Annotated in this window: 22 protein-coding genes; 11 read left to right on the forward strand and 11 right to left on the reverse strand. The window is 39.5% G+C overall.

What is annotated here, in order from left to right; genetic code table 11:
* The first annotated feature begins 269 nt into the window (after nucleotides 1-269).
* Together FJR38_RS07405 and FJR38_RS07410 are read left to right on the forward strand one after the other, a co-directional pair.
* Nucleotides 270-470 carry a type II toxin-antitoxin system HicB family antitoxin gene (locus FJR38_RS07405; RefSeq protein WP_006278807.1) on the forward strand — a complete coding sequence of 67 codons (201 nt, stop codon included), beginning with the start codon at nucleotides 270-272 and terminating at the stop codon, nucleotides 468-470.
* Nucleotides 467-676: a type II toxin-antitoxin system HicA family toxin gene (locus FJR38_RS07410; protein WP_168536217.1), complete on the forward strand. Its 210-nt coding sequence runs from the start codon at nucleotides 467-469 to the stop codon at nucleotides 674-676. The genes FJR38_RS07405 and FJR38_RS07410 overlap by 4 nt, the downstream gene beginning before the upstream one ends.
* Nucleotides 677-913: 237 nt before the next feature.
* On the opposite strand, the gene FJR38_RS07415 is transcribed toward FJR38_RS07410, so the two are convergent.
* From FJR38_RS07415 to FJR38_RS07425, 3 genes are read right to left on the reverse strand one after another with little or no spacing between them, the layout of a single operon-like run.
* Complete coding sequence (locus tag FJR38_RS07415) at nucleotides 914-1309, reverse strand: type II toxin-antitoxin system VapC family toxin (RefSeq protein WP_168536219.1); 396 nt, start codon at nucleotides 1307-1309, stop codon at nucleotides 914-916.
* Between the two features lie 3 nt (nucleotides 1310-1312).
* Entirely contained in the window at nucleotides 1313-1534 is a 222-nt protein-coding gene (locus FJR38_RS07420) for an antitoxin family protein (RefSeq protein ID WP_096668005.1), read from the reverse strand.
* 45 nt (nucleotides 1535-1579) lie between these two features.
* The gene (locus FJR38_RS07425) at nucleotides 1580-1804 is read right to left on the reverse strand and encodes a hypothetical protein (protein WP_168536221.1); all 225 of its coding nucleotides are present in this window, start codon (nucleotides 1802-1804) and stop codon (nucleotides 1580-1582) included.
* Nucleotides 1805-1851: 47 nt separating this feature from the next.
* On the opposite strand from FJR38_RS07425, the gene FJR38_RS07430 reads away from it, so the two are divergent.
* On the forward strand, nucleotides 1852-2409 hold the full coding sequence (locus tag FJR38_RS07430) for a hypothetical protein (protein WP_168536223.1): 558 nt from the start codon (nucleotides 1852-1854) through the stop codon (nucleotides 2407-2409).
* 53 nt (nucleotides 2410-2462) lie between these two features.
* Here FJR38_RS07430 and FJR38_RS07435 read toward each other — a convergent pair whose 3' ends face one another.
* From FJR38_RS07435 to FJR38_RS07450, 4 genes are all read right to left on the reverse strand, one after another.
* Nucleotides 2463-3842, reverse strand: a complete 1380-nt coding sequence (locus FJR38_RS07435; RefSeq protein WP_217359997.1) for a hypothetical protein — start codon at nucleotides 3840-3842, stop codon at nucleotides 2463-2465.
* Between the two features lie 85 nt (nucleotides 3843-3927).
* Nucleotides 3928-5331 carry an NAD(P)(+) transhydrogenase (Re/Si-specific) subunit beta gene (locus tag FJR38_RS07440; RefSeq protein ID WP_168536225.1) on the reverse strand — a complete coding sequence of 468 codons (1404 nt, stop codon included), beginning with the start codon at nucleotides 5329-5331 and terminating at the stop codon, nucleotides 3928-3930.
* Nucleotides 5328-5621, reverse strand: coding sequence for an NAD(P) transhydrogenase subunit alpha (locus FJR38_RS07445; RefSeq protein WP_168493052.1), 294 nt, complete (start codon nucleotides 5619-5621; stop codon nucleotides 5328-5330). The genes FJR38_RS07440 and FJR38_RS07445 overlap by 4 nt, the downstream gene beginning before the upstream one ends.
* Nucleotides 5622-5764: 143 nt before the next feature.
* Nucleotides 5765-6919, reverse strand: coding sequence for a Re/Si-specific NAD(P)(+) transhydrogenase subunit alpha (locus tag FJR38_RS07450; RefSeq protein WP_168536227.1), 1155 nt, complete (start codon nucleotides 6917-6919; stop codon nucleotides 5765-5767).
* A gap of 518 nt (nucleotides 6920-7437) precedes the next feature.
* On the opposite strand from FJR38_RS07450, the gene FJR38_RS07455 reads away from it, so the two are divergent.
* The 8 genes from FJR38_RS07455 to FJR38_RS07490 all read left to right on the forward strand — a co-directional run bounded on the left by FJR38_RS07455 (nucleotide 7438) and on the right by FJR38_RS07490 (nucleotide 12324).
* Nucleotides 7438-7947: a DUF2808 domain-containing protein gene (locus FJR38_RS07455; protein WP_168493056.1), complete on the forward strand. Its 510-nt coding sequence runs from the start codon at nucleotides 7438-7440 to the stop codon at nucleotides 7945-7947.
* Nucleotides 7948-8187: 240 nt separating this feature from the next.
* On the forward strand, nucleotides 8188-8322 hold the full coding sequence (gene rpmH, locus FJR38_RS07460; protein WP_168493058.1) for a 50S ribosomal protein L34: 135 nt from the start codon (nucleotides 8188-8190) through the stop codon (nucleotides 8320-8322).
* 26 nt (nucleotides 8323-8348) lie between these two features.
* Nucleotides 8349-8738 (forward strand): ribonuclease P protein component, encoded by a 390-nt coding sequence (gene rnpA, locus FJR38_RS07465; RefSeq protein ID WP_168493060.1) that lies wholly within the window; start codon nucleotides 8349-8351, stop codon nucleotides 8736-8738.
* Nucleotides 8725-9111 carry a PH domain-containing protein gene (locus FJR38_RS07470; protein WP_168493062.1) on the forward strand — a complete coding sequence of 129 codons (387 nt, stop codon included), beginning with the start codon at nucleotides 8725-8727 and terminating at the stop codon, nucleotides 9109-9111. Before rnpA ends, FJR38_RS07470 begins: the two co-directional genes overlap by 14 nt.
* A gap of 288 nt (nucleotides 9112-9399) precedes the next feature.
* Nucleotides 9400-10545: a membrane protein insertase YidC gene (gene yidC, locus FJR38_RS07475; RefSeq protein WP_168493064.1), complete on the forward strand. Its 1146-nt coding sequence runs from the start codon at nucleotides 9400-9402 to the stop codon at nucleotides 10543-10545.
* Between the two features lie 2 nt (nucleotides 10546-10547).
* Nucleotides 10548-11081 (forward strand): R3H domain-containing nucleic acid-binding protein, encoded by a 534-nt coding sequence (locus tag FJR38_RS07480; RefSeq protein ID WP_168493066.1) that lies wholly within the window; start codon nucleotides 10548-10550, stop codon nucleotides 11079-11081.
* Nucleotides 11082-11144: 63 nt separating this feature from the next.
* Nucleotides 11145-11654, forward strand: a complete 510-nt coding sequence (locus FJR38_RS07485) for a DUF177 domain-containing protein (protein ID WP_168493068.1) — start codon at nucleotides 11145-11147, stop codon at nucleotides 11652-11654.
* 229 nt (nucleotides 11655-11883) lie between these two features.
* Entirely contained in the window at nucleotides 11884-12324 is a 441-nt protein-coding gene (locus FJR38_RS07490; protein ID WP_168536229.1) for a ubiquinol-cytochrome c reductase iron-sulfur subunit, read from the forward strand.
* Here FJR38_RS07490 and FJR38_RS07495 read toward each other — a convergent pair.
* The 4 genes from FJR38_RS07495 to FJR38_RS07510 form a co-directional block, all read right to left on the reverse strand.
* Nucleotides 12321-14255, reverse strand: coding sequence for a CHASE2 domain-containing protein (locus tag FJR38_RS07495; protein WP_371418154.1), 1935 nt, complete (start codon nucleotides 14253-14255; stop codon nucleotides 12321-12323). The genes FJR38_RS07490 and FJR38_RS07495 overlap by 4 nt on opposite strands.
* A gap of 12 nt (nucleotides 14256-14267) precedes the next feature.
* Nucleotides 14268-14987: a DUF928 domain-containing protein gene (locus tag FJR38_RS07500; RefSeq protein WP_168493077.1), complete on the reverse strand. Its 720-nt coding sequence runs from the start codon at nucleotides 14985-14987 to the stop codon at nucleotides 14268-14270.
* A 551-nt stretch (nucleotides 14988-15538) separates the two neighbouring features.
* Nucleotides 15539-18661 (reverse strand): efflux RND transporter permease subunit, encoded by a 3123-nt coding sequence (locus FJR38_RS07505; RefSeq protein ID WP_168493079.1) that lies wholly within the window; start codon nucleotides 18659-18661, stop codon nucleotides 15539-15541.
* Nucleotides 18662-18702: 41 nt separating this feature from the next.
* On the reverse strand, nucleotides 18703-20004 hold the full coding sequence (locus FJR38_RS07510; protein ID WP_168536231.1) for an efflux RND transporter periplasmic adaptor subunit: 1302 nt from the start codon (nucleotides 20002-20004) through the stop codon (nucleotides 18703-18705).
* Nucleotides 20005-20285 lie beyond the last annotated feature (281 nt).

Consider the following 20285-nt stretch of genomic DNA (forward strand, 5'->3'; position numbering starts at 1 on the left):
CACCCCTCAACTCCCCAACATCTTTTTAACGAACCACAGAGACACAGAGAACACAGAGTAAGAGCGATCGCACCCTTCAACTTACCCAAAAAGCGATTCCTACGGAGCGCTTCGCTATCGCACCCTTCAACCCCCCAAACAGCGAACTGACAAGTCAGCGCTTGCGCTATCGCACCCTTCAACCCCCCAAACAGCGATTATTCATCTTTATTAAACTGGTACATCTGACTGCCTCTGCGTTAAAATATCCCTAGTTCAAGGAATTGGCTATGAAAATAAAAGCAATTATTTGGGAAGAAGACGGTGTCTGGTGTGGTTCTGTACCAGCTTTACCAGGATGTCATACCTGGGGTGAAAGCTACGAACATTTATTAGAAATGTTGAAAGATGCTGTTCAAGGTTGGTTAGAAGTTGCTAGTCAGCAAGAAGAAGTTGAACCACAAAAACAGTTGATTGAGTTATCTTTATGAAATCGGTTTCTGGTAAGTCTCTGTGTAAGATTGTTGAACGCTATGGATGGAATCTAAAAAGGATTACAGGTAGTCATCATATCTATGTTAAGGAAGGTATGAGTGTGATTCTTTCTATACCTGTTCATGGTAATCGTGATTTACCTACTGGTACACTCAGAAGTATTTTGAAAGATGCTGGTTTGACTGAGGAAGATTTAGATTAATTTCGCTGATCGCACCCCTTCAATTTCCCCAAACAGCGAACTGACAAGTCAGCGCTTGCGCTATCGCATCCCCTCAACTCCCAAACATCCTTTTTTAACGAACCACAGAGACACAGAGAAAGAGAGATCGCACTCCCTCCAACTTCCCAAAAGCGATTCCTACGGAGCGCTTCGCTATCGCACCCTTCAACCCCCCAAATAGCGATCGCTATCCAGTGACAAAAGAAAAACGATACATTACGGGACGACTTGAAAAATACCAAATTGACGAAAATGATAATCAAATGAAAATGCTTGGATAATATCTAACTTTTCCATGATAACTTTACTACTACAATCTGTGAAACTCCATTCTTTATCAGAATAATCACAAAAAATCTGCCAAGTTAGGCGAATATCTTCTTGTGTTAAATAATATATAGTTGCTAATTGACCTGAGAAGAAAGCTTCACCTAAAATAATTGCTCTTTTGGTTTCTCCTCTTGCTCTTAATAAAGTTAATGTTTCATCAATTACATAATCAGTTGTTACTAAAGAATATGTATTATTAGTTAACCATAAAATAGCGTTTTTATGGTTGGAATCTGAAGGAACAACACTAGCAAACCAAGCACCCGTATCTACAAAAATCATAAACTATTGACAATATAAAACTTGATCATGATCTTTGCCATCAAAAGGATCTGTTTTTCCCTCTAAAGGAAGTTCAGCAATCTCTTGTAAAATTTCTAATGTTTTTTTCTGTTGATAATTAGATTCTAGAGGAATGATAATTACTTGTACTTTACTTCCTTCTGCTAGTTTTATCGGTTGTGATAATCTCAATGTTCCTTGTTCATAAATGGCTTCTACTGGCATAGAATTTATCCTGGAATTTGATTATTTGAATTATAGCACTATCTCCTAAATCCCATCATCCTCAAACAGCGATCGCACCCCCTCAACTCCCCAAACAGCGATCGCATCCCTCCAACTTCCCAAACAGCGATCGCACCCCCTCAACTTCCCAACATCCTTTTTTAACGAACCACGAAGACACGAAGAGCGCGAAGGAAGAAGAGAAGAAAGAGCGATCGCAAACGTTACCAAAAGTTTACCCTCAATACTACGTAACCAAGTAAATTTCATGTTATAAATAGACAATTATATCTATAAACAATGCAAGGGTAAAAACTATGTGTAATGCTTGGAATCACCCACCAGGATGTGATTGTGGCTGGGGCGGTGGGGATTATGGAGGTGGCAGCGGAGCTAGTACAGTTTCAAATAATACTACAATAGCTGATAAAGTCTTAGCTAACAAAATAGCTAACGAAATTAAAGATGCTGAGACTTATCCTACACAATGCTGGTGGTGTGGAGAAGAAGTTTTTTATCACACTAATGGTTTTGGTGATTCAGTTTTATTTGATAGCTTAGGATCTCCGTGGAGAGTACATTCTTGTTGGAAAAATTATTGGAATGAACAAAGAAGAGATAAAAATAGTAACTCTGTGGAAAAGTCTCTGATTCTCCGAACTTTGGACGGAAAACAATTTAAACGGTTACTTTTGGCAGGAGCTATTCAATCTCTTAATAAAGAAAAAAATTATGCTAGAGAGGAAGACGTAGCAAATCGTTTAGGAATTTCTTTGGAAGAACTCAGAGCAAGATATTCTCACCTTTACTACTATTCAGGAAATTTGGGTAATTCAAATTTAATAAGAATTAAACTAGGTAATATTAATGGATAGTAATTTTAATAAAAAATAAGGGTATACAAATAAAGTACACCCCTAGTTATTGATTAATTTTTTTGGATGTTATATTTTTCAAAAATCTTATTGAAAAAATCAATAACCAAATTTTTTCCTAATTCTCCTCTTAACTCATATCCTCCAAATCTATAAATTTCATAACCAGCTAGTTTGAGCTTTCTATCTTCCGCGACCATTTCAGAATATTTTTGAGTGCTTGCGATCTCATCATTAGCATAATGCTGTTTACCGTCAACCTCTATTACTACTCTTTCTTGAGTAGAAAATAGGATTAAAAAATCCATTCTTTGTCTTGCTATTCTTTTGTTTGGCAATTCTTTTAAGGTGTATGGATCATAGTGTAGATAGACTTGAGGAATTAGTGCTGGCAAATTGTCACCATACATATTTCCAAAAGTTTCATAATATGTCTCAAATAATAATTTTTCTGGTGGTGAGCTTGGAGATAAAGAAAGTGATAAACGCTCATAAAGTGAATCTTCTGTTTCTTTAGTGATAGTTTCATGATTGACTTTTTTTGCCCACCAAGACACTAAATCTTTCCATAATAATCCTGTGCTGGGAATTATCTGATCGTAAACAAGACATTTATCTTCATTTTTAACAATCCGAATATGATTATTGATAGCATCTTCAAGCACCAGTTCTGGTTTTTCACCATTTGAAGCAAATATTAATTGTTTTATGTTACCGCTAACACCTGAACTAATTTTAACTACTTGGTAAATTGGAAGTCCTAACATTTGTTCTTTTGATTCTAAGCGAAAACCATCTTTAAATAAATGATTGTTTATGAGATCAACAAAGAACCTTTGTATCTGTGGTTCTTGAACTACTGGATGAGTCACTTGCTCAAGAAATTTAAAAAAAATATCATCAGGTTCATTCTTTAAACCTAAATAATTAAATAAACGAATATAGTCCCAGTCTGGGAAATTAACCATGTGTTGTTCGATGTCCTTTGTAGCTGTGTCAAAACGACCATCTTCAGAAGGCATATCATCTAATTCATATATACGTTTGAGAAACATTATTAAATCTAGTTTTCCGTATATATTTCTACCTGATTCTATATTTAGAAGTAGTTCATCTATTAAATTTCGTCTATTTTCTAGGGAAAACTGAAGTTGATTATCTTGATATTTACTCAACATTTTAGAAAGCTCTACTGATGGATATTTTTTTAAAATTTTCTGTGCCAAATTAATTATAAAATCTTCAGATTTTTCTAAAACAAAATCTTGTAAAAACACTATTTCACTGGACAAATTATCACTTTGATTAGTAGGCTCTATACCTAATTCTTTAGAAAATTCTGGCACAGAATAGAAGTTTTCGTTAGCTAATTTAACTATAGTGAAAATAATCAATTTACGCAGTTCATTTAGAGTTGGTTTATCATTGCTCATACTTTCTAACCAGAATACGAAAATAAATATACAATGTAAAAAAACAGTAAGGGTATAGCAAAAAAACTACACCCCTAAAATTAACCTAAAGTTGCTTCACCTCACTCACCAACTTAGCCACCATATCCTTAGCACTACCAAACAACATCGTCGTTTTAGCCTTATAAAACAACTCATTATCAACACCAGCAAAACCAGCACTCATACCGCGCTTAATCACAATAGTCTGCTTTGCCCGATCAACCTCCAAAATCGGCATCCCATAAATAGGACTACTCGCATCACTACGCGCCGCCGGATTGACCACATCATTAGCACCAATAACTAACGCCACATCAGCTTGTTCAAACTGGGGATTAATATCCTCCATATCGTACAACTGCGTATAGGGTACATTAGCTTCCGCCAATAATACATTCATGTGTCCCGGCATTCTCCCCGCAACCGGATGTATCGCATATTTCACATCCACACCCATGCGTTCTAGTTGATCTGCCAACTCGCGGACGCTATGCTGTGCTTGAGCAACCGCCATACCGTATCCTGGGACAATTACCACAGAACGAGCATAACCCAACATCATCGCCCCTTCTTCAGCATCAATACTGCGAACGGGTTGACTACTTGCACCACCACTAGCAGTAGCAGCAGCAGTAGAAACTGAACCAAAAGCACTAAATAAGACACTGAACAAAGAACGGTTCATAGCCTTACACATAATTTCTGTAAGGATTAAACCAGAAGCACCCACCAAAGCACCGGCGATGATTAACATATTGTTCATCACCACAAAACCCGCAGCCGCCGCAGCTACACCTGATAAAGAGTTTAACAGGGAGATGACAACGGGCATATCACCGCCACCAATAGGCAGTACAAACATGACACCCAACACCAAAGAAACAGCCACCACTCCCAAAAATACGGGGAGGCTATCTGGTGTAATGATTAAATAGGCACTTCCAGCTAAATAAGAACCCAACAGCAAGAGGTTAAAAGGTTGCTGCAAAGGAAAGGTAATTGGTGTACCGCTGATTAAACCTTGCAATTTGGCAAAAGCCAGAAAACTACCCGTTAAAGTCACACCACCGATCAACACATCCAATAACATAGAAATGTTGACATCCAGGGGGATAGGTTGGGAAGCATCTAATAACCGCCAAAATTCGGCAACAGCGATAAGTGCGGAAGATGCTCCCCCCAAACCATTGAGTAAACCCACCATTTGGGGCATTTCCGTCATTTGCACTTTGTAAGCTGCGATCGCTCCAATAATAGAACCAATCACTAAACCTATCAATATCATTTCGTAATTTAATACGTGCTGATCTAATAAAGTGGCAACAACAGCCAACAGCATCCCCACCGCAGCCACAAGATTACCGTTTCTAGCTGTAGCGGGAGAACCGAGTTTTTTCAAACCGAGAATAAATAATGATGCAGCGACTAAGTAAGTTAGCTGAATCCCAGTTGGTAAAAAGTCGCTCATGCTTTAACTTCCTTTTTCTTAAACATTTGCAGCATTCTGTCAGTTACTAAAAAACCACCGACAACGTTAACCATTGCCAATATCACCGCAATTAAACCGAGAATTACTGATAAATTGCTGTTTCTTTCCCCCGCAGCCAGGATTGCACCAATTACGGAAATCCCGGAAATGGCGTTTGAACCGGACATTAAAGGAGTGTGAAGTGTGGGGGGAACTTTGTTAATCACCTCAAAGCCGATGAAAGAGGCTAAAACGAGTACGAATAAGGCTGGAAGTAATGCTTGTGTCATGTGATTTTTGGATTTAAGAATAAGGCTCACGCAAAGGCGCAAAGGCGCAAAGGAAAGAAAGATAGGACTTACGCAAGAACTCTCTTAAACTCTTCTTCCTTCGTGTTCTTCGCTCCTTCGTGGTTCATTCAATCTATGTTGAATTACACCGCTACTGTCTGCAAAGCGTCTTTTACTCGTTGGTTTCTAATTTCTCCACCATGAGTAACACAAGCAGCATCAACGATATCATCACTAAAGTTGATTTCTAAGGCTTTGTCTTTAATCAACAGTTGCATTAATGAAGTGACATTTTTTGCATACAGTTGGCTGGCGTGTACTGGCATTGATGAGGGTAAATTAATTGGACCGATAATTGTGACACCGTTCCAAATAATATCTTTACCTGCTTCAGTACAGGCGCAGTTTCCACCTTGTTCTGCGGCTAAATCTACTATGACTGAACCGGGTTTCATCTGCGCTACCATTTCTTCTGTCACCAGTCTGGGGGCTTGTCTTCCTGGTACTTGGGCAGTAGTAATTACAACATCGGAGTTTTTGACGTGGCTGGCTACTAGTTCTTGGGTACGCTTTTTACTGTCTTCAGAGATTTCTTTGGCGTAACCACCCGCAGCAACGGTTTCTTCTTCGAGTTTGACTTCGACGAATTTCGCGCCTAAGCTTTGGACTTCTTCTTTAACGGCTGGGCGGATGTCAAAGGCTTCTACTACTGCTCCTAGCCTTCTAGCAGTGGCGATCGCTTGCAATCCTGCCACACCTGCTCCCATAATAAATACTTTGGCGGGAGGAATTGTCCCCGCAGCGGTGGTTAACATCGGGAAATATTTCGGTAATGCTGCCGCTGCAATTAATACCGCTTTATATCCAGCTAGTGAAGCTTGGGAGGATAAAGCATCCATGCTTTGCGCCCTGGTGGTACGGGGGATTAATTCCATACTCAAAGCTGTAATTTGCCGATTTGCCAATTGTTGAGCGACTACGGGATTACCTAAGGGATTGAGGAAGCTAATTAATACAGATCCTGATTTGAGTAAATCAATTTCTGATTGTCCATCTTCTCTAGTTTGCGGTGGGCTAACTTTGAGCAAAACATCTGCTTCTCCCCATAATTGAGCAGTGTCGCTGATAATTTTAGCCCCTGCTGCTTCATAATCACTATCGCTGAAAAATGCTTTTTCTCCCGCACCCGCTTCTATAAAAACCTCTAAGCCTTGTTTGACTAATCTGGCTACGGTGTCGGGAATTAAGGCTACACGCCGTTCACAAACTTCTATTTCTTTAGCTACTGCTATTTTCATGAAATCTCCTGGAAATAAATACTTAACATCACCCGTTAACTATTAATACTTTCTATGTCAACTTAGTATCATCAAGCTGATGGGATGATCAACCATGAATTACCCTTGTAGATAGAATTTTCAACTTTTGTTTTTACAATCTTCGTTTTCTAATCACAACCTCAACTTGACGGTATGCAGATATCATCTTGACAAAATAGCTACAGCTAAAATTAGATATTGCACATCCTATGCCGATCCCCATATTTTGTATATTATTCTTCAGATTATTTTATATTTTAAAAAAATCTCAGTCTTTGTGAAATTCACTCCAGAATTAGCAACAAAAATTATCTTTTGGGTAATATAATTAACAACATTTACTATAAATAACCATAATTTGACTAGATGAATGGAGTTTTTCGGAAAATGGCACTTTTACTTCTAACTTCCGTCTATTGTCAAGCATATAGTAGTAAAGTTTAGTTACAAATACTAACGCTAAGTTACAAAACTATCAACTAAAGGAAACTTAATTTATGAAACGTGTACTTTCTAGTTTGGCCATGACAGGCTGTTTACTAACTGCTTTCCCCGCTCTTACTTGGGCCGGTGGACAGGGATTTACCCTCTTTAGCGGAGTGAGAACTGAAAACCGCCTCCCCTTTAGCTTAGACTTTAATGGACAAGCTAACGCTACAGACCGTTACAGACTCAAAATTCCTCGTGGAAAGATGCAATTGGCAGTAGCTCAATTTGCGATCAGCTATCCTAATTATTACGATGGTAGCTTTGATACCAAAAAAGTAGAAATCAGAGTTAAGGGCAAAAGTTTACCTGTATCAGAAGTTAAATGGGATAAAGAAGCCCGTGTACTAGAAATTTTTCCCGAAGAACCTGTTCCCGCAGGACAAGAGGTAACATTAGTCTTATCTAACGTTCTGAACCCAGCTTTTGGTGGAATGTACAATTTTAGATGTCTGGTTCTTTCACCTGGTGATGTCCCCATTCTCCGTCCATTAGGTTATTGGATTTTGAGCATTAATTAATCTAGGGAATAGAATTTAAACTAGTTTAGGACTTACGCAAAATATCTCTGAAACCTTCTTTTCTTCGTGTCCTTCGTTCCTTCGTGGTTCGTTCTTTCGTGACTTGTGCGTAAGTCCTGTAGTTATCAACCTCCCTAAATTGCTGGAACTACTTTATGCTGAAGCTGAATATTATCGCCTGTAAAGTGATAAGATAGCAGATTGTGACTTTTTATGAAAATCGCCTAAAAGGAGAAAGGTATGAAAAGAACCCTGGGAGGAACTTGTCGGAAGCGGAAAAGAACATCTGGATTTCGTGCCAGAATGCGGACACCAGACGGTAGAAACGTCATTACTGCTAGAAGAAAAAAAGGACGGCATCGTTTGAGCGTGTAGGGTAAATTCAGCGATTAATTACAGTTGTGGCTTTACCAAAAGCATATCGACTTAAATCCCGCCAGGATTTTCAGGCAGTTTTCCGGGAAGGAATTCGGCGACAGAGTTCTCATTTCACATTGAGAGCTTTAAAACCTGCTTTTTCCACAGAACCTTCTTTGGATACTGCCCCCCTTGCTACAAAAATTGGTATTTCCATTAGTACAAAAGTCAGTAAACGCGCCGTAGTTCGCAATAAAATTAAAAGGCAAATTACAGCCGCATTACATCAGTTGTTGCCAGAATTAGTCCCAGGATGGCGATTAGTGTTAATTGTGAAACCAACAACCATAGAATCTGCGTGCGGAAGTCATAAATTTCTGCAAGAATTAGAGCAGTTGTTGGCACAAACTGAGGTATTAAATGGGCATTCGTGAAGAAGTCTATTATGAAGGTGGCCCTCACATTGGGGATTTAATTCTCAATTTGCTGATTGGGTTAACAGTGGTGGGGATACCATTAGCTGTTGGAGCAATTGTTAGGGCTATATGGCTACGCTTCCGGATCACAGATCGGCGGGTTTGTGTAACTGGGGGTTGGATGGGACGCGATCGCTATGATGTCATTTATTCAGAAATCGTGAAAGTTGTCAAAGTTCCCCGTGGTATTGGCCTCTGGGGCGATATGGCCATCACCCTCAAAAATGGAACGCTCATAGAAATGCGGGCTATTCCTAATTTTCGGGAAGTATATGACTACATTAACGAAAAAGTCGCTGCTAAAAATCCCCAATATAGCAGTGCTAAATAAGTCATTTGTTCTGAGTTTTATAATTTTTTCTACTCAGCACAATTCCTAAAAGATGATTTTATCATTCACCTTTTGAGATCATGTGCGGCTATTCGTAGCTTCCCTAGCTTGTGGATAGTCGCCGCAATGCTTAACAAAAACCTCTACAATATAGAGCAAAAGCTTGGGATAGAACCACCTCTACCATAGCAAGGCAACTTTAACTATGATCAGAGGACAGGATCAACCAAGAATGCCACTCCTAAAAGGGGTGGAAGTGTCAAAGTACCGCAGGTTTAATTCAGAATAATGGATTTTGGTATCGGGTTTCTCTCGAACAACGTGATGTTGCCAATCATAGACCTTTTCTATGGTTTTGTCCCTAGCTATGGATTGGCGATAGTAGCACTAACATTGATTATCCGCTTTGCACTCTATCCCCTGAGTGCTGGCTCTATTCGCAGTATGCGACGGATGCGAGTTGTGCAACCTCTGATGCAAAAGCGCATGGCAGAAGTCAAAGAACGCTTTAAAAACGATCCGCAAAAGCAACAAGAGGAAATGCTCAATGTTCAAAAGGAATTTGGTAATCCCTTAGCAGGATGTTTACCTTTGTTGTTGCAAATGCCAGTATTACTAGCCCTATTTGCAACCTTGCGAGGTTCACCTTTTTCCGGTGTTAACTACTCTGTGAACCTAGAAGTATTCCCCTCTGAACAGATTGAACGCATTCAACCCCAAGCTTTTGCTACTTCCCCGCAAAACATCTACATTGCTGATGGAGAACATACAAAAGTTACCGCTATCCTCCCTGCTGGTAACAAATTAGCGGTGGGAGAAAAGACGAAGATTCAATATCAAACCATAGAAGGGAAACCTTTTGATGCGCTTTTAGTAGAACATCCAGAAACCAAGTTAACACCAGAATGGAAAATCACTAAAGGCGAAGAAAGAATCAAAATTGATGCCCAAGGCAATATAGAAGCCTTAGAGCCTGGAGAAGTAACCATTCAAGGGACAATTCCCGGACTAGCGGCAGACAAAGGATTTCTTTTTATTGATGCCTTGGGAAGAGTAGGTGCTATTGATCCCGATAACACAGTCCATTGGGATATTGTGGCGATGATCGTGTTCTTTGGTATCAGTCTCTATGTCAGTCAAATGCTTTCTGGGCAAAATTCCAGTGGCGGCAACCCTCAACAAGATACGGTAAATAAAATTACTCCTGTCATCTTTTCTGGGATGTTCTTATTCTTTCCCCTACCAGCAGGGGTATTAATGTATATGGTAATTGGTAATATTTTCCAAACCATACAAACCTATATTCTCTCCCGCGAACCTCTACCAGAAGAAATACAAAAAATCGTAGACTCACAGGAGAAAGAAGCGCAAACCGTAGATGTGAAAGCGTTGCCATTTGAACCCAAAAGTTCTAAGAAAAAGGCTACTGGTTGATTATGAGCGACATTTTTATGCAGAGTGGTGAACAATGGCTACAAAATTTGCTACTCCTGACGGGTGTATCTACTCAAGTGCGGGCTAAGGTGCAAACTATCCCATCTTTTGAACAAGATATACCAGCAGGAGAAAGCTACTGGTTGACAATAGATGAAACCAATTTAACGCCGGAACAAATTAGGGTTTTAATTGGTTCTGGTGGTGCGGTGTTAGATGGAATTCAATATCTAGCAAATTCCGTTCTCAACTTGAATCAACCAGAAGAAAATCAGACATCTTACACTATTGAATTAAATGGTTATCGTGTGAAACGAGAAGCCGAAATTCGTACTTTAGCCGAAACTGCTGCCGCCGAAGTGCGATTTTCTGGGAGAGAAGTAGAACTTAAATCTCTCAGTGCGGCTGAACGGCGACAGGTTCATACATTATTGAAGGAATTTCCTGATTTAGAAACCTTCAGTTCTGGGAAAGAACCTCATCGTCATTTAGTGGTTCGTCAAGCAGTTGAACCATCATTAGGGGATAGAGAATAGGTGATGTTTTCATCACCATTTACCACCCATTAATTTCTTCTTGAGGGTATCTCAAAAAATCCTATGGACGCTATTTTGATTCCGCAGCTAACTAAAGCCCCGGAGCGGACAGAGGAAATTCAAGTGCAAGAGTTTCTGCCTGGTTTAGAAACATTGACACCAGTTCGCGGAGTTATCCAAGTTAAACATCAGGGTAATTATCTGGAAGTTTCATGTCAGGCAGAAGCAATTGTTACTTGCACCTGCAACCGCTGTTTGCAGCAATATAACCATCGTGTGGTTCTCAATACTCAGGAAATTATTTGGTTGGATGAAACCGCTAATCAAACTGAAGATTTGCCTTTAGAACGGGAAGTAGCTGTAGAAGATTTGCTGGAAACATTAGTACCGGATGGTTATTTTTATCCGAGTGAATGGCTATATGAGCAGATGTGTTTAACGTTGCCACAGCGTCAATTATGTAATATTAATTGTCCAGGGATTTTAAATACTGCTCCTAGTCTTTCTGACCAACCTATTGATAGCCGTTGGGCTTCATTAGAGGCTTTGAAGAAACAAATCCCGGATAATTAATAGATAGCTGGTGAAAAAATGTAGAGATGTTCCATAGAACGTCTCTACAAGGATTCTAAATAACGCATATTTAAATTTTTTTGATGTCTAAATATAACACCCAGATCCCCGACCTCTTTGAGAAGTAGGGGATCTCATTATTTGTGATTAAATTTTTTAAATGACAGTATCAAAGTTTAACAGTAATAATAGATGGGAGTGAAAAATAACACATTAATTACAAGCAACTATGAAACGTCGTGAGTTTATCAATTGGGTGGGATTGGGTTGTTTAGCTAGTTCTCTACCTGTAGCGATCGCTGCTTGTTCTCCTGAAACCAGTACATCGGCTACTTCTGGATCTAATGATGCTAACAAAGGCTGGCAAAAAGTGGGTACTGTGGCCGAATTAGATAAAACTGGTCAATTATTAGCCGAGAATTCGCCGGTTGGTGCAGTGTTAGTGGTGGGAACTTCTCAAGCAGCAAAAAAATTGATTGCTGTTAATCCTACCTGTACTCACAAAGGTTGCACAGTTGGATGGAACACAAAGAAAAATCAATTTGTCTGTCCCTGTCATGATGCAGAATTTGCTGGTGATGGTAAGGTGAAAGCAGGTCCAGCGGAAAAACCTCTGAAAACTTATCAAGCTAAAATTGAAGCTGGTTCTGTTTTTGTGAAGACAGCTTAAGACCCTAAAACTTGGTAGATGTGAGTTAATTCATCCCGTCCTTTTAGCTGACAACTGCCGATAAATTTGGTAGGAAACTTATCTTTGATATGTTGATAAGTTTCTTCACTAATGAGAATTCGGCAAAGTCCACTGTTTAAAGATTTATCATAACTTTCTAGACGAGAGGCTACGTTTACCGTGTCTCCCAGGGCTGTATATTCGGCTCTTTGGGCATTGCCTAGCATACCAGTGACGACCGTTCCTGTGGCAATACCAATACGAATAGCGACGGTGGGATTACCTGATAACTGCCATTGTTGATTGAGCGATCGCAATTTATCGGCCATTGCTAAAGCACAACCAACGGCATTTTGAGCATCAACGGCAATTTCGGCTAATCTTGTCCGTTCAATTGGTACACCAAAAAGCGCCATTACGGCATCACCAATAAATTTATTTACCATCCCGTTATATTCCAAAACGATATCAGCCATTGCTTGCATATATTCATTCAGCCAAGACATTAAAGCCGTAGGACTGATAGTTGTGGCAATTGAGGTAAAACCTTCCAAATCTGAAAATAGTACGGTTGCAGTCATTTCTCGCCCGACAATTGACCCTTTTTGGAGTAGATTGTGGCGAGAAGTCCAGATTTCATCGGCGACTTGAGATGTAACCTGCTGTTTGAATAGTGCCATGAGAGTGTATCGGTCTTGACGTTCTAAACTGGTAGTGTAGATAGCAATAGCGATCGCCGATCCTCCTAAACCTAGCAAAGGTGGGACAACAGGAATCCACCAACCTTGCAGAAAAACCCAGTAAGAACCGAACATTAAACTACTTCCAGCCACTATTAAACTTAATATCGTTTCTTTATAAGAAATATTTCTATGAATAAATTTTTGAGAACGCAAAGTCCAACCGAGAATAGCACCAATAAAAGACCATAAAATAATCCATAACCATTGTATTGCTTGGGAACTACCCCGCATCATGGGTCTATTATCTAGTGCAGCACTCAAAATTTGACTAACAACATTAGCATGAATAACTACCCCAGGCATTCTTTCTGGAAAAGCACTAACAGAACTACTATAAGGAGTGAAGAAATCATCATGTAAACTTGCCGCAGTTGCCCCAATTAAAATAATGCGATCGCGTCCCCAATCTTTTGGTACTTTGTCATTGATCACATCCATAATTGAATATGTTGGAAACTGGTCTTCCCTACCACGAAAATTCAATAAAATCTGATAACCTTGATCATCAGTGCGAATATAACCACCATCATTTTTTTCAAACGGAATAAATGTAGCTTTTCCTAATTGATAATGACGTTTATCTGCATCTAATTCTTGTAACTGAATATTCTTATTTTCCAAATACATTAAAGATAGTGTGGTTGCCAAACTCATCACTTGCTCATCCGATTTAGACTCAAGAGAAATTAGACCCCGACGGACTTTCCCATCAGCATCTAGTAATAAATCGGAAGCCGCTATTTGATTAAGTTTATTCAAGATAGGATGAGGATTTACTTCCGGTCCTAATCCATCTCCTACTACCTTTTTTACGCCAATTAGATTTGGTGTAGATTTGAGAATCTCAATTAGTTTGTCATTACCAGGTTGTACAGGTAAATCTCGATATAAATCCAACCCAATTGCTATAGGTTTTTGTTGGCGGATTTTATCCAACATTTTTGCAAGTACAGCATCAGGGATAGGCCATGTTCCAACTTTTCTAATGGTGTCTTCATCAATAGTAACTATCACAATGCGGGAGTCGGGAGGCTCTGGGGGACGCAGTTTAAAAAACTGATCAAGTGCTGCCCAATCTATCATTTGAAACAGCCCCAGAACCCGCATGAGAATGATGAAACCCGCTACTGATGGAGAGATTACCAATACTGCTCGCCAGCTATTGAGGAACTGTTTGAGTTTAATCACATCAGCGGAAGTTTAATTTTTGGGCTGTTGACAACAATCAACTAGAGGAACTTGACTAAGTTCAGTTAGTCCAACCGACTGAAGTAGTTCTTGCCATTCAGCACCAATTTGAGTATTTTGGGGAAGCGATCGCTTTAAATCAGCCATTGTGGCTACAGTGTCATACCATAACCCATTTTGAGCATAGAGTTTAGCTTTTTCTAACGGACTGGCAGTGGCGAGACTACTATTCAGAGTAGAACTGAGTTCGACTCGTTCTAAAGTTCCTTCCAAAACAATATCCCGTTGTCGTTCTTCAGGATCACAAATCAAAGCCAGATTCCATTTATATTGCTTACCAACTGCCAATGGTCCAGCCGCTTTCGGAATTTTAAAGCTAGTAATACCAGGGGTAGAAGCCAAATCAACGACAGTTTGGTAAATGCCGTTTCCTTCTCCATCCCATAAAGTTAACTCAGCCTTGCGAGTTGCTGGTTCAGATATTTTTACTAAAACTGTGGGATAAGCCGCAGTCGTTAATTCCTTATCTGTAGCTGGTATTAATGCCGTTAAAATTGGTTGGGAAGATACCGTTCCCAGTTGCTGACAAATGCCTCTACTTGCTCCCCCTGCGGTTTTATTGGGACTACCTTTAGCGCGAAAAGTCACAGCTTCGGCTGGTGCTAAGGGCAGTAAAACCAGTCCGGTAAAGAGCAGAGATAATAAAGAACGAGATAATTTTTGCATATTCATAATTTAGGAGTGAAAGTTACTAATTATATAAACAAGGTATATCTACGACATTTCCGCCATGATGATTGTTAATTTCTAAGTATTTTTCCATGGACGGATATTATCGGTATTTACTGAGAAAGGATTTATTAGCTAGGCGTAGCAGGAGTTCAGAAACAACTCCTTTTTTTAGTTTATACAGCTTACGGAGATAAATTAATTTTCATTTTTATCAGAACTAATGTGATTATACTGAAAACTCAGAGAAAATAAAATACCCTTGTGGAAAATTCATCATAACTTTAAAACTACATTTCACACTACAATCTGTAGCACAAAAAACAATGGAACAGAGTTTCTCCTCATTTGCGTACACATCTGGCGAAAATTATCTGATCTCCTTCTCATTCTTCCTCAGTGACTTCTGAACAATTGACAACTAAGAACTAGGACTTACGCCAAATATCTCTCAAACTCTCTTTCCTTCGTGTCCTTCGTTCCTATCCCTAACGGGACGCTTCGCGAACGTGGTTCATTCCTTCTTTCCTGTCACCTGTCACCTTCTCCAAGCCCTACTTATGAACAGGTTGCAAACGCTGGCGAATTTTGCCAATAATGATATAAAGAATTGGCACAATAAACAAACTTAGAAAAGTCGCCACAAACATTCCCCCAAACACAGCCGTACCAAGAGATTGACGACTTGCTGCACCTGCACCTGTGGCAGTTGCTAGGGGAAAAATACCCAGCAAAGTGGAAAAAGCCGTCATGAGAATTGGACGTAAACGACCTTGTGCTGCTTCTACCGCTGCTTTCGTAATTGATAAACCTTGTTGTTCTTGTAATTGATTAGCAAACTCTACAATCAAAATTGCGTTTTTACTTGCTAAACCAATTAACATCACTAACCCTACTTGGCAAAACACATCATTACTTAAACCCCGTAATGATTGTGATGCTAAAGCTCCCATAATAGCTAAGGGAACTGACAACAGAATAATCACAGGATCAACATAATTTTCATACTGAGCAGCTAAGACTAAAAAGACGAAAACTAAGCCTAAACCAAAAATGATTGGTGCTTGTCCACCAGATTCTTTTTCCTCAGCAACAATACCTGACCATTCATATCCCATACTTGTGGGTAAAATCTTTTTAGCTAGTTGTTCCATAGCCAAAGTTGCTTGTCCAGAACTAGTTCCAGGAGCAGGAGAACCATTAATTTCAATAGAACGAAACAAGTTATAGTGATTAATAGTTTGCGCTCCAGTTGTTGGAGTTAATTTTACTAAACTACTCAAAGGAATCATTTGATTAGTTTCAGAACGGACATTTAATAAACCGATATCATCAGGATTTGATCGAAATTGAGCATCGGCTTGGATATATACCCGATATGTGCGAGAAAGGAAATTAAAATCATTCACATATCGTGAACCCAAATAAGTTTGGAGGGTTTTAAAAATATCGTCAATGGAAACTTGCAGAGATTTAGCTTTATTGCGGTCAACTTCAATTAAGATTTGCGGTGTATTGGCTTTAAAAGTGCTAAATACAGCTTGCAGTTCTGGGGTTTGATTTCCCTCTCTCATGAACTGACCCACCGTTTGCAGCATAGAATTTAAGCTGTTAGTGCCGGCTATGTCTTGTAACTGAAATTGGAAACCACTAAAACTACCTAAACCGCGAATTGCGGGGGGATTGACTGGAAAAACGTTGGCTTCGGTAATTCCTGAGAAGCTTTGTCTTAATTGACTAATCAGGGCTTGGACTGACTGATTTGGTTTGGTGCGTTCGTCCCAGGATTTGAGAGTAGTGAAAATTATGCCACTGTTAGCCGTATTTCCACTAAAACTAAAGCCACCAACGGCGAAAGTACCTACAACTTCTGGTAATTTGAGGATTTGTGCTTCTACCTCACTCATGACTTTACTGGTGTATTTGAGTGAAGAACCTTCTGGACCTTGGATAATTGTAATGAAATAACCTTGGTCTTCGTCCGGTAAAAATGATGTGGGTACAGTTATGTAAAGCCAAGCTGTGACACCTAATAAACCAATAAATGCGATCGCCACAATGGCTTTGATTTTTGTTAAAAACCTTAAAGATCGCTCATATCCCCGACGCATGGCTTCTAAAAACCAGTTAATGCGACCGAATACCCAGCCGAAAATACCTTTGGGTTGGGGTCTAGGTCGCAACAGTAAAGCCGAAAGAGCAGGGGTAAGGGTCAGAGCTAAAAATGTAGAAATGGTGATGGAAAAGGCAATTGTTAGGGCGAATTGTTTGTAAATTTGTCCAGTTGAACCAGGGAAAAAGGCTACCGGGACAAATACAGCCATTAATACCAAAGAAGTCGCAATTACAGCCCCCGTTAATTGGGACATAGCCAAAGAAGCGGCTTTGCGGGGTGGTATTCCTTCTTCTTGAATTAAACGGGAGATATCTTCAACTACGATAATTGCGTCATCAACTACCATTCCCGTGGCGAGAGTTAAACCAAACATGGTTAAGATGTTGATGGAAAAATCAAAAGCTTTAACAAACGCAAAAGTCCCAATTAAAGCCAGGGGAATAGTGATAACGGGAATTAGAGTAATGCGCCAATCTTGTAAGAAAATAAAGATGACAAGAACAACCAGAGCGATCGCTTCTAATAATGTTTTTATCACTTCTGCTAGTGATTCTTCTATAATCGTAGTGGTATCAAATGCCACTTGATATTTCATCCCCGGTGGAAAACTTTGGGACAATCGCTCCATTTCTTTTTTGACTGAATTAGCAACGTTCAAGACATTACTTCCCGGTGTCGGAAAAATCCCAATCCCTACACCTTCATTCGCCTTAAAGCGGAGAAATGAGCTATAGTTTTGAGCGCCAAGTTCCGCTCTCCCCACATCTTTCAACTTAATCAAACTACCGTCAGCCGCAGTTTTAATAACTAAATTATCAAATTCCTCTACTTCCGTCAGCCGACTAACTGCCCTCAAGTCAATTTGATACATCTGACCATCTGGGGCTGGCTGCTGTCCAATTTGCCCCGCACCTACCTGTAAGTTTTGTTCATTTAGGGCATTAATCACATCGTCTGTAGTTAAATTCCGCGTAGCCAGTTTATTCGGATTCAGCCACAGACGCATCGCATAGCGGCGTTCACCAAAAATCCGCGCCTCACTGACACCTTTAATCCGTTTCAGGGCATCTGTTATATATAAATCAGCATAATTACTTAAAAAGACATTATCTAAGCCTTTATTATCACTGTACAAACCCATCCCTAGCAGAATATTATTAGACTGTTTGCTCACAGTCACTCCTGTTTGCTTCACTGCTTCTGGTAACTGAGGTTCAGCCGAGGTAACACGGTTCTGCACATCAACCGCAGCAATATCTTTATCCCGTGAAGCATCAAATGTCACGGTAATTGTACTAGTGCCGTCATTACTACTACTCGAAGTCATATATTTAATGCCTTCGATACCGTTAATCTGCCGTTCTAAAATTGTCGTTACGGTACTTTCAACAATTTCCGCAGTAGCACCGACATAATTAGAACTGACAATAATCTGCGTTGGACTAATATCTGGATATTGGGCAGTGGGTAATGTCGGAATACTGATTGCACCAACCAGCAAAATGATAATAGCGCAGACACTGGTAAATACAGGTCGCTTAATAAAAAAGTCAACAAACATAAATTGGTAATTAGTAATTTGTAATTGTCAATTGTCAATTGTCAATTGTCAATTATTTGTACTCCGTCTCTGAGATTTTGCACACCTGAAATTATCAATTTTTCATCTTGTTGTAATCCTGAAATTACTTGGTAATCATTACCTTTGATATTGCCTAACTTCACCTGTTTTTGTCTGGCTATTAATTGGGAAACACCTTCAGGAGACTTTTGGGTTTCGGCTACAAATACAAAGTTTTCTCCCGCTATTCGAGATATAGCTGTCGTGGGAATTATAACTCCAGAACGCTGATTCCAAATTATTTTAGCCCGAATTAATTGATCTGCTCGCAGTTGTCCATTAGTATTGTTATAAAGGGCTTTAACTAAAATTGATTGAGAATTATTAGTGATATTGGGAGATATAAAAAATACGCGACTATTGCCGATGATTTGACCTTGAGCATTAATTAATTCCACTGGTAATCCTTGACGCAATTGCGGACCTTTTTCTAGGGGGACAGGAATTTTAACTTCTAAAGGTCCGTTTTGGGTGATTGTCGCTAAGGGTGTGGAAGTATTCACAAAATCCCCTACTTTTACGGGAATATCGCCAACAGTACCGGTAAAGGGGGCAGTAATTTTGTAATATTGAAGTTCTACTTGTTGTTGTCTAATATTGGCATCAGCTTGTAATAAAGACTTTTCTACCTGGGATATAGTGGCTAGTTGGGCTTGAATGCGGGAATCTATCGCCCCAAGTTGAGCTTTAGCTGTCGCCAGTTTATTTGCATATAAATCTTGCGTTTGGCGAGATACAGCCCCTTGTGCAGCTAATTCAGAATAGCGATTATAATCTAGTTGATTTAAGCGCACATCAGCAACATTAGCTAACCGTTCTGCTTGCAAAGATTTGAGGGTAGCGCGAGCGTTTTCTAGTTGTGCTTGCGAACCCTGACCAGCAGCAGATAAACTACTAACTGCGGCTTGTTGTTGTCTGGAATCTATTTGCAGAATAGCAGTCCCAGCGGAAACTGGATCTCCTGATTTCACGAATATTTGAGCAACTTGTCCTTGAATTCTAGGTTGCAGATTAATTGAACGCCGAGATTCTAGACTGGCTATATATTCTGTACTCTCTTCAATTGTGCCTGTTTGCACTGCTGATAGTTTAACTTTTACCTCTGGAGGTCGGGCATTAGCCGTTGCTGGAGTGGGATTTTCAGGAGTTAGCAATTTCCAAGCAATTCCCATTCCACCCCCAATCAATAATAGTGCAGCTAAAAATAACCGTGGCCAACGGCTTGATTTGGCAGGTGTCTGGGTAATTTCTGGAATATCAGTTTGAGGCTCAGGTAATGTCATAGATAATAGAAAGTTAAAGTAACGAATAGTTAAAACTTGATTTGTATCTGTCTGATGTTGATTTTGAAATTCCTGATTTCAGACAAGAAACTAGCAAAGATAAATTATGTATTAACTTCTTTAAATATACAAGGTTTACAATTTTTTACAATCCATAAGAAATTAATTATAAATCATTATTTTTATAGCGGTTAATATCAAGTTTATAGCCACATTTCTTGAGATAAACCTCTTTAACCCAGATTTCTCACCGAAAGCAGAGAGCAAACGTGACAGAGTAA

The sequence above is a fragment of the Anabaena sp. UHCC 0253 genome, assembly GCF_009712085.1.
Taxonomy (GTDB): Bacteria; Cyanobacteriota; Cyanobacteriia; order Cyanobacteriales; family Nostocaceae; genus Dolichospermum.

What these genes read in the sequence shown, in the direction of transcription:
- FJR38_RS07405 (WP_006278807.1), top strand. Translation starts at nt 270, where the DNA reads ATGAAAATAAAAGCAATTATTTGGGAAGAAGACGGTGTCTGGTGTGGT.
- FJR38_RS07410 (WP_168536217.1), top strand. Translation starts at nt 467, where the DNA reads ATGAAATCGGTTTCTGGTAAGTCTCTGTGTAAGATTGTTGAACGCTAT.
- FJR38_RS07415 (WP_168536219.1), bottom strand. Translation starts at nt 1,309, where the DNA reads ATGATTTTTGTAGATACGGGTGCTTGGTTTGCTAGTGTTGTTCCTTCA.
- FJR38_RS07420 (WP_096668005.1), bottom strand. Translation starts at nt 1,534, where the DNA reads ATGCCAGTAGAAGCCATTTATGAACAAGGAACATTGAGATTATCACAA.
- FJR38_RS07425 (WP_168536221.1), bottom strand. Translation starts at nt 1,804, where the DNA reads ATGAAATTTACTTGGTTACGTAGTATTGAGGGTAAACTTTTGGTAACG.
- FJR38_RS07430 (WP_168536223.1), top strand. Translation starts at nt 1,852, where the DNA reads ATGTGTAATGCTTGGAATCACCCACCAGGATGTGATTGTGGCTGGGGC.
- FJR38_RS07435 (WP_217359997.1), bottom strand. Translation starts at nt 3,842, where the DNA reads ATGAGCAATGATAAACCAACTCTAAATGAACTGCGTAAATTGATTATT.
- FJR38_RS07440 (WP_168536225.1), bottom strand. Translation starts at nt 5,331, where the DNA reads ATGAGCGACTTTTTACCAACTGGGATTCAGCTAACTTACTTAGTCGCT.
- FJR38_RS07445 (WP_168493052.1), bottom strand. Translation starts at nt 5,621, where the DNA reads ATGACACAAGCATTACTTCCAGCCTTATTCGTACTCGTTTTAGCCTCT.
- FJR38_RS07450 (WP_168536227.1), bottom strand. Translation starts at nt 6,919, where the DNA reads ATGAAAATAGCAGTAGCTAAAGAAATAGAAGTTTGTGAACGGCGTGTA.
- FJR38_RS07455 (WP_168493056.1), top strand. Translation starts at nt 7,438, where the DNA reads ATGAAACGTGTACTTTCTAGTTTGGCCATGACAGGCTGTTTACTAACT.
- rpmH (WP_168493058.1), top strand. Translation starts at nt 8,188, where the DNA reads ATGAAAAGAACCCTGGGAGGAACTTGTCGGAAGCGGAAAAGAACATCT.
- FJR38_RS07470 (WP_168493062.1), top strand. Translation starts at nt 8,725, where the DNA reads ATGGGCATTCGTGAAGAAGTCTATTATGAAGGTGGCCCTCACATTGGG.
- yidC (WP_168493064.1), top strand. Translation starts at nt 9,400, where the DNA reads ATGGATTTTGGTATCGGGTTTCTCTCGAACAACGTGATGTTGCCAATC.
- FJR38_RS07480 (WP_168493066.1), top strand. Translation starts at nt 10,548, where the DNA reads ATGAGCGACATTTTTATGCAGAGTGGTGAACAATGGCTACAAAATTTG.
- FJR38_RS07485 (WP_168493068.1), top strand. Translation starts at nt 11,145, where the DNA reads ATGGACGCTATTTTGATTCCGCAGCTAACTAAAGCCCCGGAGCGGACA.
- FJR38_RS07490 (WP_168536229.1), top strand. Translation starts at nt 11,884, where the DNA reads ATGAAACGTCGTGAGTTTATCAATTGGGTGGGATTGGGTTGTTTAGCT.
- FJR38_RS07500 (WP_168493077.1), bottom strand. Translation starts at nt 14,987, where the DNA reads ATGAATATGCAAAAATTATCTCGTTCTTTATTATCTCTGCTCTTTACC.
- FJR38_RS07505 (WP_168493079.1), bottom strand. Translation starts at nt 18,661, where the DNA reads ATGTTTGTTGACTTTTTTATTAAGCGACCTGTATTTACCAGTGTCTGC.
- FJR38_RS07510 (WP_168536231.1), bottom strand. Translation starts at nt 20,004, where the DNA reads ATGACATTACCTGAGCCTCAAACTGATATTCCAGAAATTACCCAGACA.